The sequence below is a fragment of the Nostoc sp. KVJ3 genome, assembly GCF_026127265.1.
Lineage (GTDB): Bacteria > Cyanobacteriota > Cyanobacteriia > Cyanobacteriales > Nostocaceae > Nostoc.
This window is the reverse complement of the sequence record NZ_WWFG01000002.1, coordinates 397,667-414,561: the sequence shown is the minus strand read 5'-3', so window position 1 is coordinate 414,561 and position 16,895 is coordinate 397,667. Positions and strand designations below refer to the sequence as shown.

Genomic DNA, 16,895 nt, shown 5'->3' with positions numbered 1-16,895 from the left:
AGCATTTTGGGTGTAGCGATCTCGGTTTTGCGATAATTCTGGACGCGATCGCTAGACTCAACTCAACCACGCCCGATGCTCAATGCCAGCATGTGATCGATTATAGCGATCGCAACAGAGTAAAGCTGTTGACCCTGGTCAAATAATGAACTGGGAAAGCCAAGGCGGTATTTTGCTCCCATCAGTAGCAGTTACACCAACGTCAACTTTCATAAGTAAGTTTGTTGCCAAAGTTTTTAGGTAGTATGAATGCGTTCATTTACCTTGTGCTTTCTTTCATTATGAAAGAAAGCAAATGTACAGGCATAGCAGCTTATGAATCTTGTCCCTCAACAATTTCTTTTTGGATAAAACTAATTTGTGCAGCTAATTCTTGCCGAGTAGAAGCTTTGATTAGATATCGGAAAACAAACCAAGTTATGTAACCAATTCCAGTCAACTCAAAAACTAGATTTAACTGCGGAATCTCATTTAGTACATCTAATATAGCTATAATCAGCTTAACTGCCACAGTCGCTGTAATAATTGTAGCAAAACAAATAATTGGCAGTTGGTATTCAGTAGAAAAATTACCTAAATATTTAGGTAATTGCTCTAAAAAGGCAGAAAATTTACTGCCAAATTGCTGCCATTGAGGTAAGGGTTGATTAGCAGCTATTAGCAATGGCTGAGTTTCAAAATTTGAACTTTCAAGTGGTGCGATAGGTTCGGTTGATGTAATATCAAAAGATTTCGATTGTTGCACTTCGCTTTCCAGATGTAATGGTTGATCAGCAGCTAGTAGCAATGGCTGAGTTTCAAAATTTGAACTTTCAAGTGGTGCGATAGGTTCGGTTGATATAACATCAAAAGATTTCAATTGTTGTACTTCGCTCTCTATAAGTTTCCTATTTTCTTCAGGGATAACAGTTTTCATTTGCTGACCACGGATATCAGATTGAGCGAGTTTCATCAGAGGAGAATAAATGGCATTGTACATATCGCGAGCCATATTCACCGCACCTTCAAAACCCATATAAGGGCCATTGTGATAGCCGTGACCATTCACATAAGGCAAATGCAACTTCTTCACCAAAGCACCCACCCTCGGGCCAGTCAACACCAAATCCGGCTTGACCATCTCCAGCACCTCAAAGAACTCCAGTTCATTGCCATCATCAATATAGATAGTCCCTTCTTCACCTCTAGCAATTACCTTCTCAAAATCCTCTTGGTGTCCAAACTTGGAGGACATCGCCACAACGTGCATCCCCAAATCGTCTTCTAGGGCTTTAGTCCAGTGCCACAAACGTGGGCCTCCAGTCCAAATACAGACCTTTTTCCCAGTCAAGCGCTCTTTATACCACTCTAACTTCGACTCATATTTAGCAACTTCTTCAGCAATCACCGCTTCGGCTCGATCTTCAATTCCAAAGAAAGCCCCGATTTTGCGTAACCCTTCCTTAGCATAATCAAAACCCCAAGTATCCACATCGATCCGGGGAATACCATATTTTTTCTTTAACTCATTGGCAATATACCCCGCAGAACGCGCACAGTTAGTCACATTCAACTGCGCTCTGTGCATCCCACGTAATGAGTCATAAGTACCATTGCCGGTAAAATGGGCAATAATTTGGATGCCCATTTTTTCCATGTACTTCTCCATCACAAAGGTATCACCTTGGATGTTGTAGTCACCAATCACATTGATTGTATATGGGCTAGTAATTTCTGGCTCGTATGTTCCGACTTTATCTGTCATCCACCCCATGTTAAACACGTGGTGTCCTTTGGATTGACTTACTCCAGCAAAACCAGGACATTCAACGGTGAAGATGTCTACATCACCCAATTCTTTTTCGACTTCTTTGACTACAGGCTTGATATCATCACCAATCAAAGCAGTAGAGCAGGTGGTGTACACCATCATCCGTTTGATGTCAGGAAATTCGGCAAAGGCTTCCAGCATTGCCTTTTTGAGTAGCTTTTCACCACCGAAGACAACGTGCTGTTCCTTCATGTCTGATGACCAGACATATTTGAGTTGGAAGTTGCCATTGTCGCTGGGATAGCGTTTGGTGTGCCAGGTATCATAAGCACAGCCTACAGGCCCATGTATCAATTGGATGGTATCTTTGAGAACACCACCAATTACCAGCTTTGCACCACAATAGCTGCATCCGCGTTCAGATAATGAGCCGGGAATGGTTTCGACGTGGGCGCTGGGGAGAAACTGGGTTGTATCTTCTCCTTTTTCTTTGATGTATATGTGCTTCTCCCGTTCGGGGATGGTTTCGTCGCACTTAAACAACTTCATTGGCATGGCTAGATTGCTCCTTGTGCAAATAGCTGATATCAAGAAAGATACTTTGATATTTCTCTTATCATCAGAAAACTTCTTTGACTTCCTTGATTTCAAAATCCTATCAACCTTTCTAATTAATAATAGTAACTCTCATAACAATAGTGAAGATAAATGTTGAGTCCACAAGGGTAAGCTTAATAAGAAATAGACAATTCTGTATAGAATTCGAAACATAATTACTATAGATATATAAGGAATTTAGCAATGTAAATAGACAGACCATTCTAACTAGAAAATCAGAGATAAATGATTGAGTTCCTATCTTGCTTATGGATGTTCCACTTGGATAAATTGGCGATCATTACTCAATTTTAAACAACAGAATAACGCAATTATTAGCTTTCAGGCTCTCTAGATGAGAACTAATTGTAACCACGAATACTCTTTGTAAATTAATTCATCAGCGCAAGTAATTTGGCCAGATGTATGATATTCTTTATTTATAGGGAATCTAAACCACTTCACGCACAAAGGATCTCCAAGCACTTGCGCTGTAGTGATGAAGCCAAATCCCATAAGTTAACCAATTGTTTGATGAACTGATGGTCTTGCTCCACAAGTTTCTGGAGGATTGTGGAAGTCATTGATCGGTAGCAGTTCTGGAGTTCGGGGGGACTTTGGTCTGCTTGCAGTTCATCAATCACTTTTGGGATAAACCCTTTATTCTTTACAGATAGTTTTTTCTTAAATCCTTAGAAAGAATCGAAGCTTTGGCGAATGAAAGAATAGAATAAGCAATCGATAAATAATATTATTTGCGATTTAAGCAATTAGGTAAAACAAACTTAATTAAGCTTCCAAATGAATCAAGCAACCTGGTATTTAAAACAAACCAAAGAATAGTTAAGAGTGTTTTTATTTGAACCAATTGTTATTTTGTAATGTTGATATACATTCTGATACAGAGTTAAAAACTATTTTAAACTCGGAGTATAACGGTATACTTATTTATCTTTATTACAGTGTCTACAATAGCTATAACGTAAAAACCTCACAGAAGGTTGAGATGGTTTACACATTTATGTAGTTACTTTAAAAAGATAGTTTAGCTTGAAGTTTAAACAATCTTGAAATTGGGAAAATCTTTGTCAGTATTTATTGATGAAGTATTTAATAATTACACATTATTCAAGGATGCGATCTAAATGACTAAACCGAAAACAACTCGTAAATCTGTTCACGATCGCATCCTAAGTACAGCATCAGGTTTGTTTTATCGAGAAGGAATTCGCAACGTTGGCATTGACAGAATCGTTGCGGAATCTGGCGTTGCGAAAATGTCGCTCTACAATCATTTCAAGTCAAAAGATGCCTTGATTGAAGCGTGGCTGCGACAACAGGATCAAGAATGGTGCCAATGGCTCAAAACCACCATTGAAGAACGAGCTTCTAACCCATCCCAACAACTACTGGCAATATTTGATGCCCTGCGGGAATGGTTTGAGGGCCCAGATTTTCGAGGTTGTGCATTCATTAATGCTTCAGTGGAACTAGCCAATGCTGACCATCCTGGACATCGAGTGGCATTGGAGCATCAACAATCGATCTACCACTACATTAAGAGCCTAGCTCAAGCCGCAGAAGTTTCGTCACCGGAACAGTTAGCCAGACAACTGCTTCTCATCGTGCAAGGTGCGATCGTGGTGGCGATGATGGAAGGAAGTTGGTCAACCGCTTCACAGGCGAAAAAAGTCGCAGCAACCCTAATCCAAACGGCATCAAAATCCGGCGTTATATGAAGAAGAATTCAGAACTCAGGAGTCAGAATTCAGTCTGAATTCTGTACGAGTGGGTGATAGCGTAGCGTAAAGCCTTCTCTTTCAGAGACGCTAACGCGAACGGCATGGCAACGCTATGAGCGAGTCCGCGAGCGTCTGAATATTGGTTAAAAGCGAGTGGAATGGTGGGCGAAAAAAATTAAAATATTCTCGCCTTAAAACTCTATCCCTTTATGGGTAGAGTATTCACCAATTCTGAATTCTGTATTCTGTATTCTGACTCCTGTTTTATTCATCGTCATCATCTAATAGTTGTTCGGGATGACGTAACCTTTCTTGTGAACCATGACGAACTCGATGAATGCGAACAATTCCTCTGTCTTCTTCTGAAGTCTCACTAACAGTAAACAAAATGCGAAATTGCTGTTTGTATAGGAGCTGCCGCACTTCTATGCCCATGTACTCACTTTCTGGTGATATGGGACAACGGTTAGGGAATTTTTCCAATGTCAGCATAATTTCGTAGCACCCTCTGACCCATTGATGGGCTGTATCTACAGAATACTCCCGCATCCAGAGAAATATTTGTTCGATATCAGCTAGCGCAGTCGGAGAAATTTCAACTTTGTATGTCATATTTTGTTCGCAGCTGCTCGAATGCTTCGTCTAGGGGGATACCTAAACCAAGCCCAAATTCCTCAAGACTTTTGCGAATTCCTGCGCTTGTCTCTAAAAGTTCTAGCCTGTCTAGCAATTCCTGATAGCTTTGGGCATCTTGAACAACTACAGACGCTTTCCCGTTAACAGTAAGGATAATAGGTTCTTTTGTTCCCCTAAGTTTTTCCAAAAAGGCTTTGGCACCCCGTTGAAATTCTGACAGTGAGTAAATGTTACGAAGGCTGAGAGTCATATTTTCATAGAATTAACAGATAATTTCATGTTAATTATTTGCGGACATGTTGTCAATCGCAACTAACCATTACAGCGATACTCCTTCAGGAGTCGCTACGCTAACGCGCTGGAGTGTGGTTTTGCCAATCAGAGCCATTTTTTCTAAACAAAATGTGCATCTTGAGGATTAAATTCCAGCTTAATTATTTCATGGGGATATAAACTGCCGAATATATGATTCCGAGGCACTCTAGCGATTAAAGTTTGTTCTCCCACCTTAACCCAAATACTACAAATCCCAATACCATTTAAAACCCGTTCTACTAGCCCTTCAATAATTACCGACTCAGGTTTGTGTTGCATTAAAGAACTTGGATCGTAAACATTAAAAGTATCGCCAGATAAACAACATGCAGTAATTGGCTTTGTGATTTCCCCAGGATATAAAAACTCTATCCCGTTTGCAAGTTTGATAAAACTTCTACGGCTACTGCGTTCTACCCCACACGGAATAATATTATCTATGCCTACCAGTCTAGCCAACTGCTCATTAGCTGGTCGGCGGATGATGGTTTCCAAGTTATCATCCTGGATAATACAGCCGTCAAATAAAGCGATCGCGCGATCGGCAAAATGCAGTATATCTGTAAAATTATGACTGACTAATATGACTGCTGATCCCCTCGCTTGCGCCCACTCTTTAATTTTTTCAATCATCTGGGGACGTATGCCCACATCTAAAGAGGCAGAAGGCTCATCCAAAAGCAGCAATTCGGAATCAGCAACTAAACCACAAGCAATACAAACCCGCTTGGCTTCACCACCAGACAGCGAACGAGCCGAACGTTTTGCCAAGTGTTCGCAGCCAAAAGTTGCAAGGGCAGTATGTACCCTTTGCGGAATCTTATGTGTGGGTGTTCCCCGAAACTTTAATACTTTGGCAACATTATTAAAAACTGTGTCATCTAGTAGTAATGTTTCTTGAAATACCAAAGCCGAACGACGACGCAACAATGTTTTATTGGCATTGCGGATATCCTGGCCAAATAATTGCATCTCACCACTGTAAGGTTGCAATAGATTGATTGTTCTTAACAGAGTGCTTTTACCAGCACCATTGGGGCCAATTATTGCGACAAGTTCCCCAGGACGGACTGCAAAATTTTCAATTGACAGGATATTTTTATGTGTTTTGCTATCTACACTAACCTGTCGCATATTTAGGACATACTCGTGAGTACTCATAGAATTTTCCTGTCATGCTGTAGGATAGTCAGCAACACGATAACGGTGTATGTGATAATGAGTAAGATGTATGCGATCGCCATTGCCACATCGTAATTTCCTTTTCCTACCTCCGTAACGATCGCTGTAGTCAAAACTCTTGTCTGTCCCTTGATATTGCCGCCCACCATCATCGATGCACCAACTTCCGAGATGACGCGACCAAAACCGGCAATGACAGCAGCCATTAACCCTAACCGTGCTTCCTTAATCAGCAACCAGTTAACTTGCCACTGCGTCGCCCCCATTGATAGCAGTCGCCAGCGTAGTTTCGGATTAATACTGATAATTGCTGTAAAACTGAAGCCAGCGACAATTGGAAAAGCAATGATTGCTTGGGCGACGATCATCGCTGTGGGTGTATAAATCAAATCAAGGTTTCCCAATGGCCCAGATCGCCACAAAAATACACTGACTACTAAGCCGATTACGACCGGTGGTAATCCCATACCAAAGTTAATCAAACTATTCAGAGTCTGCTTGCCGGCAAAATCCACTAATGCTAGCCACATTCCTAATGGGAGTCCCAGCAAAACGCTAATGGCTGTAGCTGTTCCAGATACAAACAACGTCATTGTCATCACCTGAAAAACATCGCAATCGCCATCGGTTAATAGCTCAAGAGCTTTCACAGCCCCTTCGATGATTGTATTCACAAATCTCTTACAGAATTAGATAAAGAATACTGAAATATGCAGTAGAGCAAGCCTTGATGATCTGATGCTCAAGTTTGTTTAAAAGCCGTAATCTTTCTCTGTTTTACCCGCATCACCATAAAATAGCGCTTGTTTGAACTCTTTTTTACCGTGGGCTGCAATTAGTGTCTGTCCTTCAGGAGATAAGACATAATTAATAAAAGCTTTAGCTCCTGCACTATTAACTCTGGGGAATTTCTGAGAATTTACTTCCATTACATGGTATAAATTCAATAGTTTCTTGTCTCCTTGCACCAGTATGGGTAAAGACAGGTTTTTCTTCTGAAATATATATGTTGCCCGATCCGCTAAGGTATATCCTAGTTTTTGATTAGCAACTTGCAAAGTTTCCGCCATCCCTGAACCTGTTTGCTGATACCAAGTGCCAGAGGGTGTGACATTTGCCTGTTTCCATAAATCTTTCTCTAGCTTATTAGTACCTGAGTCATCACCCCGCGATACAAACAATGCTTGGTTTTTAGCAATCAGGGAGAATGCTTCTACAGCATTCTTTTTCCCTCGGATATTTGCCTTGTCAGTATCTGGCCCGACGATCACAAAGTCATTGTGCATTACTAAGTGACGATTAATCACTGCACCACCTGCCAAAACTTTGCGTTCGGCTTTAGGTGAATTGACAAATAGCGCGTCAACTTCACCTTTTTCAGCCAGAGCCAAAGCTTGTCCGGTACCGACTGCAACCTTTTTGAGCTTATATCCTGTTTTCTTTTCAATTGCGGGAACTAAATCATCTAGCAGCCCACTGTCCTCAATGCTGGTTGTCATCGCCACAATCACATCTTTCTTAGCTGGTGACTGTCCAATAGTTGGCTCTTGCTTGATTAAGTTACTACCAAAGCCGATGCAAAGAATCGCCAGAAAACTTACCAAACACGCATCGCGCACAGTTCGATTATTGATCATTGCACTCTCCTAGCAATCTGTGTGCCAATATTTTTTACTATCGCAAGTAAACCTTACATTGGGAAGTATAAGCAAGATTGAGTAGGAAATCAACCATTTATGTTGTTTTCCAGACAATTCTGATGCTCAGAAAGATTCTAGGTATTACAAAGCCGTACGATCTGTCTATGTATCACGATACTTGTCGATTTTTTGCCGAAAACTTCTCAGCCGACTTTGCCAGTTGGCTATTGGGAGAGTCTATTACGCTGACAGAGCTAAAACCCTCTGAACTTTCCCTCGAACCTAATCTCTATAGAGTTAATGTTGCGATCGCTAACTAATCTTCAAACAGTATTTGTGGTTACAGCTTAATCAAAAAGTATAAGATTTTCAACCCATAGTTGCGTTTTCTTCTGCTGTTTCTGAGTTAGGAGTTTTGACCTTTTCAAGAAAACGAGATATCCAAGGTAAAGCTACCATGATTCCTGTTAACACTACTAAAAATACAGCTATTCCCCAAATTTGGTCGCGGGGAATTTCGAGAACACCGCGCAAAATTACCTCTCTTAAAGCAGAAACAATAGTAATTTCTACTGCTGCGGTCACGGATGTTCGCTGTTGTTGTAGATGATCGATTAACAAGCGGAATAACTCTACTAAAATCAAAATGAACAGGATATCAGATGTTACTTGCCGCAAATCTAATGGACTCAAAAAAGAGAAGAACATATCTCCGAGTCGGATGAGCATTACACAGAATAAACCAAGGCAGAGAGAAATGATAATAAAATCTTGAAAAAACTCCAGGTTACGTACAATTGTATTTCTTTGTAACCAGTCATTTAAGTTTAAAGTTAGCCCTTTGAGCATCGTATTTCCTAACAGTCTAGATTCATTTATTTCCATAACTGAAATAGTGCTGAGTATCTAGCATCGATTACTCAGCACGGGCTAAACCTTAGCTATCCGCTAACGGAACTGTATTCAATCCCTATTATTTAGCTATAGAAATCCTATTTGATTTGTGAAAATTGAGAGGTTCAGATCCCCGAGTTCTTTAAGAAACCGGGGATCTTGTTACTCACGAACTTAGCCCTATTAAACTATTTGGAACCGTTGAGGTTATGTACAGTTTCGGCAGTTTTCATCTTGGATGCTGCGGTTGTTAAGTTATTCGCAGCTTTGATGATCTCTTGTAAGGTTTCGTTAACCAGATCCTCATCAAGGGAGGTTTCTGATAAGTAAGTTTCGATGAAAATCTCGACTCGACTAACAATTATTTTGCTTTGAGAGCGTAGTCTGTTGAGGTCTTTGGTAGATAAATTATTCATTGTCTGAAGCTCCTTTCTGTTTCGCGGGTTGATTCTACATTTTTAGTCAGCAATTCTCATAACAAGAACGATTCTTAGAGTTCAGCCCTTTTTTGAAAGATAAAGCTTGCTGGAATACCCATTAAATCTTTCGCCTATTGACTGCTTAAATGCCTTCAGATTCCCCAAATTCGTACAAAGGTTTCAAGCAGGAGAATTGCTATATCTGGTAAGTTAACTGGTCTATTTTAGGATTTATGCACTGAAAACTTGAGATTGCAACTTTTGGAGATGCTCCGTGTAGCTTGCTTCTTTGCAGGAGTATGCGAGTGTAGCGATCGCAACAACATAATTTTTTCATAGTGCGTAAGTTCTATATCTATCCCTTAGACTTACGCACCGAAATTATCTTTTGAGACTGGGTGTAGGGTTGTGAGTCTTTAAGCCTCAGAAGCTTTGGTGCAGACATTAAAAGTTATCCTCTTGCGCGTAGCTTGTTTAAAACTAGAGGTACAATGGATGCTTACCATGTCTTTGTATCTTCTTGCTGTTGACTCCTTTTATAGCAACTTGAAGCCGAAGTTATTCAGAGTCTCACGCAAATCCTTGCACCCTTTTAAATAGTCTAAAGTGGCTATTCGCTCGGCTGAGTGTTGCGACCAATCACCAGCGACATTCATCTTTTGTTCAGTGTAGAACTCTTTCATGATATCATTGTAGTGAGCGATCGCTTCATCTTGCTCTGCCAATTTATAGGTTTCCCGGTGGAATACGGCTGGCTGAGGTAAACGCGGCTTAACAGCAGGTTGCGCTTCAGGATTGGGATAACCCACACACAACCCAAACACAGGGAATACAAAAGGTGGCAAATTCAATAATGTGGCTACCTCTTGAGTACTTTTGCGGATTGCGCCGATATACACCGTTCCTAAACCAACAGATTCAGCAGCGACAATCGCATTTTGCGCTGCGACTGAAGCATCGACTATGGCTTTAACCAACAGTTCTACGTAATCCAGAGCTACGGGAGTTAGTCCGCGACTTAGGGCAACATGAGCTAGACGACCTAAATCTGCTAACCAAACGAAGAATACAGGAGCTTGGTTAATCCATACTTGGTTATTAGCTAGCTTGCATAATTCTGCTTTACGCTCTGGATCTTCAATCGCTACCACACTCCAGGTTTGCATATTAGCTGAACTAGGAGCAGATTGAGCAGCAGCAACTAGCCATTCTAGGGTTCCTGGTGGTAAAGGATCGGATAGATAAGACCGGACTGAACGGTGAGCTATTAGCGTTTCTAGAGATGCGTTCCAGTCAATTTCGTGATTGAAGGGAACTTCACCGTAGCGCGATCGCAGTAGTTCTGTAGGATTAGTCATAGTCAAAGGAATTATCAACAACGATAAATAAGGAAGAAGCAGAAAATCAGGAGGCTGATTTTCTGACAAAGGTAGAGAGAAGATACTTGATTGCTACGCAGCTAGCTGGGTTTCTCCGAAATCTGAAAGGCGATCGCTCCGAAAAAAAGCAACTCGTAAAGCTAGCCGATACTCAGATGCAGGGCAAGTAAGGGGAGTTACGGTATGCCAAGAATTATCAGAACGGGCGATCGCAACTGAGGAATCGCTCAGAGGTAAAATATCTTGGAAAGCAGATTCTGGCTGGGAGTCTTTAAGAATTCGCAAACAGCCTCCCCAGTTTACAGACCATTGTTGATTGAAAAATAGCAGATGAGTTAAAACTTTGTTCGGTTCGTCTGTATGAGGGTGATGCAACTGTCCTAATTGATATCGGCGAAATCCAATATCCATTACACAGTCTTTTAGTTCCAATCCAGACATTTCCGCTATTGCTGCGCGGTAAGAATCTGTCCACAGTCCTTCTATCAACTGTCGCCAGACTTTACTAAGGTGTCTTAAGTCATAAGTAAGTCTGCCTTGTGCCATCCGTTCTCGCCAGCGATTATCGCTAGATTTGAGCATCAAGGAAATATCCTCGCTAGTTGCAAGCATCTTTCCCCAGGAGTATCCGTATCCCTCTCCCTCCGACAGGCGAAACTCCTCATGGGGAAAACTCGCAGTTAGTTCTAAGCTTGCTTCTGGTGAAAGCAAGTTTTTGATCAAAGCCCAGTTATATGGGACTTTTTGCATTGCTGTGGCACGAATAGATTGAAAATTAAGCATGGTAGAAAAAAATGCTTTACTAGAATTAACCAATCCTGACTACCCTGAACATCAAGTGGTATTGGAACATCAACAATCTGATTTATCTCTGCACCAAGAAACTCTGCTCAAGCCGCAGAAGTTTCATTACCGGAACAGTTAGAAAATCGTTCCAGCCAACTTCGTAATTGAAAGGAACCTCACCGTAGGGCGATCGCAGTAGTTTTGTAGGATTTGTCATACTCAACTTTTGAACCTGAACACTTTTTGACGATTTCAGAGGGGATTACCAACCCCATTGCAAATTTGTTTAGGTGTAAGACAACTCGTACCACTACTCAAAGTAAGTCGATCTCAACCTCCATAGAATCAAACTGCTTCCCCTGCTGTTTGAGTAATTTTGGCTGGAGACTACGCAACAAGGAGCGCAACACATCAGTTTTAGTGCATTGAAAATATTGACAGTACTGCTCTAGAAGTTGCCGTTCTTCTAAAGACAGTTGAAAAGTGATCCATCCTTGCTCTTTTCTCGGCATAGTTAATACCAACATATTTGGTAAAATTATAGCAATTGATACAATAATACTGAGCAATAACCTGAGACGGAATTGTTATGTGTTCTTAACCAACTTCACTTTTGATTCAAGTCTTCTCTAGTCAAACTGACTGAAACATATTGATGTGTTGATGGGTAAAAGCACAATTCAACTTAATGTCTTGGTAGATGTGTGCGTTCATCCTTGAGGAACCAAACTCAGAAGTTCTTCAACCGTGAGACTGCGCTTAACTTTTACTGACTGATGCTTGACAGCATCTAGCACTGATTGAATTTCTGGCTGACTGAGGGTGATTCCATGTTCTTGCAGCACACTAAATATCAGATGCCGACCAGAATGTTTGCCGACAACAAGGCGACGTTCCCAACCAACATCTTCCGGCGCAAAGGGTTCGTAAGTACCCGGATTTTGCAACACACCGTGAGCATGAATTCCAGATTCGTGTGCAAAAGTATTTTCACCCACGATCGCTTTCCAGGGAGGAACCGGCCAGTTGGCAGCTTTAGCAACTAACCGTGATAGTTCCAGTAACCGTTTTGTATTAATCCCCGTTGGAATGCCATAGAGGTGTTTCAGTGCCATCACCATTTCTTCCAGCGCTGCATTACCTGCGCGTTCGCCAATCCCATTGACTGTAGTGTTGACCGATCGCGCTCCTGCTTCAATACCAGCTAGCGAGTTCGCCATTGCCAATCCAAAATCATTATGCGTATGCATTTCTATGGGAATGAATAGATGATGCACAAGGGAACGAACTTTGCTGTAAGTGTTCAGAGGGTCGAGAATTCCTACAGTGTCACAGAAGCGAAACCGGAAAGCTCCCAACTCTTGAGCATAATACGCCACATCCAATAAAAAAGATGGATCGGCTCTAGAAGAATCTTCTCCGCCAACAGATACAGATAAACCGCGATCGCAAGCGAAATTTATTGCATCCCGCAAAAGATCCAGCATTTTCTGCTGCTTACCCCCAAACTTGGCGGCAATCTGAATTTCTGAGACAGGAACGGAAATATGCACCCGTTCCAAACCACAATCTATTGATGCCTGGATATCGGACAATTTAGCCCGGTTCCAGCCCAGTAATTTGGCGTTTAATCCCAGATTGGCAATGATTTTAATTGACTCTGCTTCTTCTTGTCCCATTGCCGGAACGCCAATTTCCAATTCTGGAACACCAATAGCATCAAGAAAAGTAGCGATCGCAATTTTTTCTTCAACGTTAAAAGCTACACCTGCCGCTTGTTCGCCATCTCGTAAGGTTGTATCGTTAATTTGAATCGGATGTTTATTCATCGAGAAGTGATTATTCATACTTGTTGGGTGATTTTGATTTACTTGAGTAATTCGTAATTGAACGATGAAGCAGCTAACTGGAGTTATGGAAAGAAAAACACATATTTCTTAGTGGTGGGTTAATAATTACGAATTACGTTAGCGACACGAGAAAGCGAGTCCGCTTACTCTGTAAGAGTTGCAAGCTACGCTTTTAGCGTCTCGTAGAGAGCGTAATTACGAATTACGTTAGCGTAGCCCATTACGAATTATTTAAATGTTTGCTACAACTTCCCCAATATTGCTAATGTCATAGCCGCCGAGAATTTCTAATTGCGATTGGACTAGCCGATGTCCCAAGATACTAAGAAACTGCTTTACTGGTTCTTCTTCTAAGTATTCTTTAATAATCACCAAGTCATATCGCGCTCGATGAAGGGGGATAAATCCTAACCCAAAGGCAGCAGCTATAGATGCCGTACTGATACCTGCATCAGCGATTCCTGAGACTACAGACAAAGCAACATCTTGATGGCTGTGAACAATATGGTCAGATCCTTTAACTTTATGCAATGGCACTCCTTCTTCTTGGAGTTTCCGTTCTAAAAGCATCCGACTGCCAGAACCCACTTCATGGGTGACAATAGTAGCTCCAAATTCTACTAAGTCGGAAACTGTTTTAACTCCCATTGGGTTCCCTGATGGGACTAACAAACCTTCTTCCCAAACTCCAAGGGTAATCAAAACGGCACTCTTACCTGTTAAGGCTTCCCGCACAAAGGGGATGTTATGTTCCCCAGTATCAGCATTGTATAAGTGCATCCCGGCAATGTGAACTTCACCTCGGCACAGACTACGCAATGCAGCCGTGCTGTGGGCGAAACGATAATGAATTCGCAGTTTTGGATGCCAACGTTCAGTTGCTCTTGCCAAGAGGGAAAGTACAGGTGTACAACCAGCAATCACAACTGTATTGTGCAGTTTGTCTATATCATCCAGAAGCCGAACCTGGACTTTATTTGTACCGATCTGACTCTGTGCTTCACTCGCTGGGTGAAGTTCCTGTGTCGCTACCTCCGACGCTAATGGTAATTTGCTTATGCTGGATAATCCCTTCACTCTTACGGATTCTCCAGTTCCTACAATGGGGTACTTCACCGCCACTGTCTCACCATCAGCCGGAATCATTTCGATCCGAAAAGCATCATTCCCAACGAGGGGATAAGCGATCCATTGATCCCCAACCCGCGCTAGACTAACTCGCAATTGCTGTTGCTTAGGGGCTGATCCAGTAAGAATTGCCTCAACTTCTGGTAAATCTTGCTCAAACCAGAATAAGTCCTCGACTTGGCAGCCAAGCGCCTTGGCTAAACGCAGTGACATAGCAACAGAAGGAGCATATTGTCCAGATTCCACACCACCAATACTCTGACGAGTTACGCCAGCTATATTAGCCAATTCTTGCTGGCTCATGCCTAAGCGAGTTCTAATTGACTTTAGATTATTGCAAAGATTCACATCCAGTTTCATGAGGCTGTATCTCTCCGTTAGAAAAAGCTGCAACGGACAAAGTTAAATCTGTTAGGGCAATAGCAAGGTTTTCTAGTGTTTGGCGTTTTTGTTGGAAGACATATTAATGTTTTGACAATTTCGCTGATCTTTTTGCAAGCTTAACATACATATTGCTAAAATACTTGCATCTTTGGCTACTATTTTAGCGTTGAAGTAGGCGAAGCTAGCGATCGCCTTTTGATCATTTGCTAACCAAGGCGAACTTTCAGCTTTAGTCCGAGTGCGGTAAATCCCGATCTAGATGCCAATTGCCTTTTTTAGTTGGTACCGCCACCCACTGGAGTTCCAACCAGAGGATTGGGTTCTTTTCTTTCAACCTTGAGACGGGATCGCGAATAATGCGTGTGGCGTTTATGCAAACAGCATTCGATATCCCCAAATCTTCGGCAACGCCTCTAAAAACGTCTTTGTTGGCATTAATTGAGGCAAACAGCATATTAGGATAATAAACAACAAAATGTTGTATAAGTTTTGGAGGGCAGCCCCAGTAAGAGTTTACGAGTTCGACGTGGCAGTACTGGAGCAACTCGCCTAGTTTGGCACAACGCCCCTTGACTACAGTAGTAAATTTTTGGACTAATACCTCTTCAGTCAACATAATAAGTTCTACTCCTTCAATGAGGTAGATAAATTTTGACGTGGTTACGTCGATTTCTCAAATAGTGGTAGGAAACTTACGCAGTTTTTTCTGCTTTTTCGAGTCAGAGGTTGCCAATTGCTCCAGACACCTTATATTAGGGATGATCCCTACTGCATCGTCCTAGTCGAACAACCCAAACTTTACCAGCAGTTCCTCAAGGCGATCGCTAGGCATAGATTTCGGAGTTACAAAATCTGTATTCTCGTCAATTGCCGTTGCCAGGTTGCGATAGTGCTGCGCCTGTTCGCACTCAGGAGCATACTCAATTACAGTTTTGCGGTGAAACTCTGCCCGTTGCACCATATTGTCTCTGGGTATGGAGTAGATCATTTGAGTCCCTAGTTTCTCTGCCAGAGCTTTGATCAAATCATCTTCCCGATGGACTTTGCGAGAGTTGCAAATCAATCCTCCTAGACGTATACCGCCTATGGGAGCATACTTTTGAATGCTTCGGCAGATGTTGTTGACGGTATACATCGCCATAATTTCCCCAGAAGTGATAAGGTAAACCTCTTGAGCCTTACGTTCACGAATGGGCATGACAAATCCACCGCATACCACGTCACCCAGACCATCATAAAATGTATAATCAAGTCTAACTGCATCATCATAAGCACCGAGTTGTTCCAGCAACCCAATTGATGTCAGAATGCCTCTACCTGTACATCCCACACCAGGCTCCGGCCCCCCCGATTCCACACACAGCGTCTTCCCCCATCCCTCCTGACGGAAGTCTGCTAAATTCACGTCATCTTCTTCTTTACGCAACGTATCAAGTACAATCTTCTGGTGAAATCCCCCCAAAAGGAGCCGCGTGGAGTCTGCTTTCGAGTCACACCCTACAACCATCACCTTACGGCTCATATCGCTCAGTCCAGCCACTACGTTTTGAGTCGTTGTGGATTTGCCAACTCCCCCTCTTCCATAAATAGCGATTTTCCGCATAAAAACCTCAATAATACCGCAGACTTGTTGATTTGACTCCCGGATTATGGTTAATCAAGTAGAGTGTTGAATCCAAATAAAGTTAAGTTGTAGTTTTTGAAAGAGTTCACTGCCCAGGTTGTGACAGCATCAACAGAGTTAGGGTCTGGACATCAGCAGTCGTCTATCTAGCACTATAAATATTGCAGTTATCTGCTAAAAGTTAAACAGCTTTTTACAGATATAGCAGTGAATATTAGTGGTATGCGACATACAACAAGGTACTAAAAATTAGTTGCAATCCTGTCACTAATAATTCAAAAAATTTCTACAGCTACAGCAGATGAATGAGAAATTTCTGCTTCATCACAGCAAGACAAACATTATTTTCCCTTGAAGAAAGATACATAGAAAAATCAGTCCAGCCTAGTTTATGGCAACAGCTTCGTCAAACGAAAAACCGATTTTTGGGCGGTTTTGCTCCACTTCGATTAACGTTATGCCGTCACCAATAAATGATGAGGCTGGTCTGATACTCACTTCAAAGGAATCTAAGGAGTTTTTGTCCTTGTATTTAGATTCCCTATAAATAAAGAATATCATACATCTGG

The 16,895-nt window shown here is 41.8% G+C and carries 16 protein-coding genes and 2 pseudogenes; 2 read left to right on the top strand and 16 right to left on the bottom strand.

The features are described 5' to 3' along the window. Positions 1-313: 313 nt before the first annotated feature. The gene (gene vnfD / locus GTQ43_RS17800; RefSeq protein WP_265274079.1) at positions 314-2,305 is read right to left on the bottom strand and encodes a nitrogenase vanadium-iron protein, alpha chain; all 1,992 of its coding nucleotides are present in this window, start codon (positions 2,303-2,305) and stop codon (positions 314-316) included. Positions 2,306-3,492: 1,187 nt separating this feature from the next. On the opposite strand from vnfD, the gene GTQ43_RS17795 reads away from it, so the two are divergent. Further along, positions 3,493-4,086 carry a TetR/AcrR family transcriptional regulator gene (locus tag GTQ43_RS17795; protein WP_265274078.1) on the top strand — a complete coding sequence of 198 codons (594 nt, stop codon included), beginning with the start codon at positions 3,493-3,495 and terminating at the stop codon, positions 4,084-4,086. A gap of 267 nt (positions 4,087-4,353) precedes the next feature. Here the strand turns inward: GTQ43_RS17795 and GTQ43_RS17790 are convergent, their stop codons facing one another. The 5 genes from GTQ43_RS17790 to GTQ43_RS17770 all read right to left on the bottom strand — a co-directional run bounded on the left by GTQ43_RS17790 (position 4,354) and on the right by GTQ43_RS17770 (position 7,859). Continuing rightward, on the bottom strand, positions 4,354-4,701 hold the full coding sequence (locus tag GTQ43_RS17790) for a type II toxin-antitoxin system RelE/ParE family toxin (protein WP_265274077.1): 348 nt from the start codon (positions 4,699-4,701) through the stop codon (positions 4,354-4,356). After that, on the bottom strand, positions 4,685-4,975 hold the full coding sequence (locus GTQ43_RS17785; RefSeq protein WP_265274076.1) for a type II toxin-antitoxin system Phd/YefM family antitoxin: 291 nt from the start codon (positions 4,973-4,975) through the stop codon (positions 4,685-4,687). Before GTQ43_RS17785 ends, GTQ43_RS17790 begins: the two co-directional genes overlap by 17 nt. A 143-nt stretch (positions 4,976-5,118) precedes the next feature. Beyond that, on the bottom strand, positions 5,119-6,201 hold the full coding sequence (locus GTQ43_RS17780) for an energy-coupling factor ABC transporter ATP-binding protein (protein ID WP_265274075.1): 1,083 nt from the start codon (positions 6,199-6,201) through the stop codon (positions 5,119-5,121). Then, complete coding sequence (locus tag GTQ43_RS17775) at positions 6,198-6,896, bottom strand: ABC transporter permease (RefSeq protein ID WP_265274074.1); 699 nt, start codon at positions 6,894-6,896, stop codon at positions 6,198-6,200. The genes GTQ43_RS17780 and GTQ43_RS17775 overlap by 4 nt, the downstream gene beginning before the upstream one ends. A gap of 78 nt (positions 6,897-6,974) precedes the next feature. Beyond that, the gene (locus tag GTQ43_RS17770; protein ID WP_265274073.1) at positions 6,975-7,859 is read right to left on the bottom strand and encodes a substrate-binding domain-containing protein; all 885 of its coding nucleotides are present in this window, start codon (positions 7,857-7,859) and stop codon (positions 6,975-6,977) included. Positions 7,860-8,026: 167 nt separating this feature from the next. Here GTQ43_RS17770 and GTQ43_RS17765 point away from each other — a divergent pair. After that, positions 8,027-8,146, top strand: a pseudogene (locus GTQ43_RS17765) (flagellar assembly protein H); the annotation flags it as partial. An 85-nt stretch (positions 8,147-8,231) separates the two neighbouring features. Here the strand turns inward: GTQ43_RS17765 and GTQ43_RS17760 are convergent. From GTQ43_RS17760 to nifH, 10 genes and pseudogenes are all read right to left on the bottom strand, one after another. Next, positions 8,232-8,711 (bottom strand): phosphate-starvation-inducible PsiE family protein, encoded by a 480-nt coding sequence (locus tag GTQ43_RS17760; protein ID WP_265276484.1) that lies wholly within the window; start codon positions 8,709-8,711, stop codon positions 8,232-8,234. A gap of 233 nt (positions 8,712-8,944) precedes the next feature. Continuing rightward, positions 8,945-9,172 carry a hypothetical protein gene (locus GTQ43_RS17755; RefSeq protein WP_265274071.1) on the bottom strand — a complete coding sequence of 76 codons (228 nt, stop codon included), beginning with the start codon at positions 9,170-9,172 and terminating at the stop codon, positions 8,945-8,947. A gap of 539 nt (positions 9,173-9,711) precedes the next feature. Continuing rightward, the gene (locus GTQ43_RS17750) at positions 9,712-10,533 is read right to left on the bottom strand and encodes an NADPH-dependent oxidoreductase (protein WP_265274070.1); all 822 of its coding nucleotides are present in this window, start codon (positions 10,531-10,533) and stop codon (positions 9,712-9,714) included. Positions 10,534-10,626: 93 nt separating this feature from the next. Continuing rightward, positions 10,627-11,337 (bottom strand): 2OG-Fe(II) oxygenase, encoded by a 711-nt coding sequence (locus tag GTQ43_RS17745; RefSeq protein WP_265274069.1) that lies wholly within the window; start codon positions 11,335-11,337, stop codon positions 10,627-10,629. Positions 11,338-11,419: 82 nt separating this feature from the next. Continuing rightward, entirely contained in the window at positions 11,420-11,557 is a 138-nt protein-coding gene (locus tag GTQ43_RS17740; RefSeq protein ID WP_265274068.1) for a hypothetical protein, read from the bottom strand. Between the two features lie 166 nt (positions 11,558-11,723). Further along, positions 11,724-11,852: pseudogene (locus GTQ43_RS17735) on the bottom strand (transporter); the annotation flags it as partial. A gap of 198 nt (positions 11,853-12,050) precedes the next feature. Then, positions 12,051-13,169, bottom strand: a complete 1,119-nt coding sequence (nifV, locus tag GTQ43_RS17730; RefSeq protein ID WP_265276482.1) for a homocitrate synthase — start codon at positions 13,167-13,169, stop codon at positions 12,051-12,053. A gap of 252 nt (positions 13,170-13,421) precedes the next feature. Then, positions 13,422-14,678, bottom strand: coding sequence for a substrate-binding domain-containing protein (locus tag GTQ43_RS17725; protein WP_265274067.1), 1,257 nt, complete (start codon positions 14,676-14,678; stop codon positions 13,422-13,424). Between the two features lie 253 nt (positions 14,679-14,931). Next, entirely contained in the window at positions 14,932-15,318 is a 387-nt protein-coding gene (locus GTQ43_RS17720; RefSeq protein ID WP_265274066.1) for a hypothetical protein, read from the bottom strand. A gap of 162 nt (positions 15,319-15,480) precedes the next feature. Then, positions 15,481-16,305: a nitrogenase iron protein gene (gene nifH / locus GTQ43_RS17715; RefSeq protein WP_265274065.1), complete on the bottom strand. Its 825-nt coding sequence runs from the start codon at positions 16,303-16,305 to the stop codon at positions 15,481-15,483. Between the last annotated feature and the right edge of the window lie 590 nt (positions 16,306-16,895).

Coding starts and splice junctions, on each gene's coding strand:
- nifH (WP_265274065.1), bottom strand. CDS start 16,305: ATGCGGAAAATCGCTATTTATGGAAGAGGGGGAGTTGGCAAATCCACA.
- GTQ43_RS17740 (WP_265274068.1), bottom strand. CDS start 11,557: ATGACAAATCCTACAAAACTACTGCGATCGCCCTACGGTGAGGTTCCT.
- GTQ43_RS17760 (WP_265276484.1), bottom strand. CDS start 8,711: ATGCTCAAAGGGCTAACTTTAAACTTAAATGACTGGTTACAAAGAAAT.
- GTQ43_RS17770 (WP_265274073.1), bottom strand. CDS start 7,859: ATGATCAATAATCGAACTGTGCGCGATGCGTGTTTGGTAAGTTTTCTG.
- GTQ43_RS17745 (WP_265274069.1), bottom strand. CDS start 11,337: ATGCTTAATTTTCAATCTATTCGTGCCACAGCAATGCAAAAAGTCCCA.
- GTQ43_RS17785 (WP_265274076.1), bottom strand. CDS start 4,975: ATGACTCTCAGCCTTCGTAACATTTACTCACTGTCAGAATTTCAACGG.
- GTQ43_RS17720 (WP_265274066.1), bottom strand. CDS start 15,318: ATGTTGACTGAAGAGGTATTAGTCCAAAAATTTACTACTGTAGTCAAG.
- GTQ43_RS17750 (WP_265274070.1), bottom strand. CDS start 10,533: ATGACTAATCCTACAGAACTACTGCGATCGCGCTACGGTGAAGTTCCC.
- GTQ43_RS17755 (WP_265274071.1), bottom strand. CDS start 9,172: ATGAATAATTTATCTACCAAAGACCTCAACAGACTACGCTCTCAAAGC.
- GTQ43_RS17790 (WP_265274077.1), bottom strand. CDS start 4,701: ATGACATACAAAGTTGAAATTTCTCCGACTGCGCTAGCTGATATCGAA.
- nifV (WP_265276482.1), bottom strand. CDS start 13,169: ATGAATAAACATCCGATTCAAATTAACGATACAACCTTACGAGATGGC.
- GTQ43_RS17795 (WP_265274078.1), top strand. CDS start 3,493: ATGACTAAACCGAAAACAACTCGTAAATCTGTTCACGATCGCATCCTA.
- vnfD (WP_265274079.1), bottom strand. CDS start 2,305: ATGCCAATGAAGTTGTTTAAGTGCGACGAAACCATCCCCGAACGGGAG.
- GTQ43_RS17780 (WP_265274075.1), bottom strand. CDS start 6,201: ATGAGTACTCACGAGTATGTCCTAAATATGCGACAGGTTAGTGTAGAT.
- GTQ43_RS17725 (WP_265274067.1), bottom strand. CDS start 14,678: ATGAAACTGGATGTGAATCTTTGCAATAATCTAAAGTCAATTAGAACT.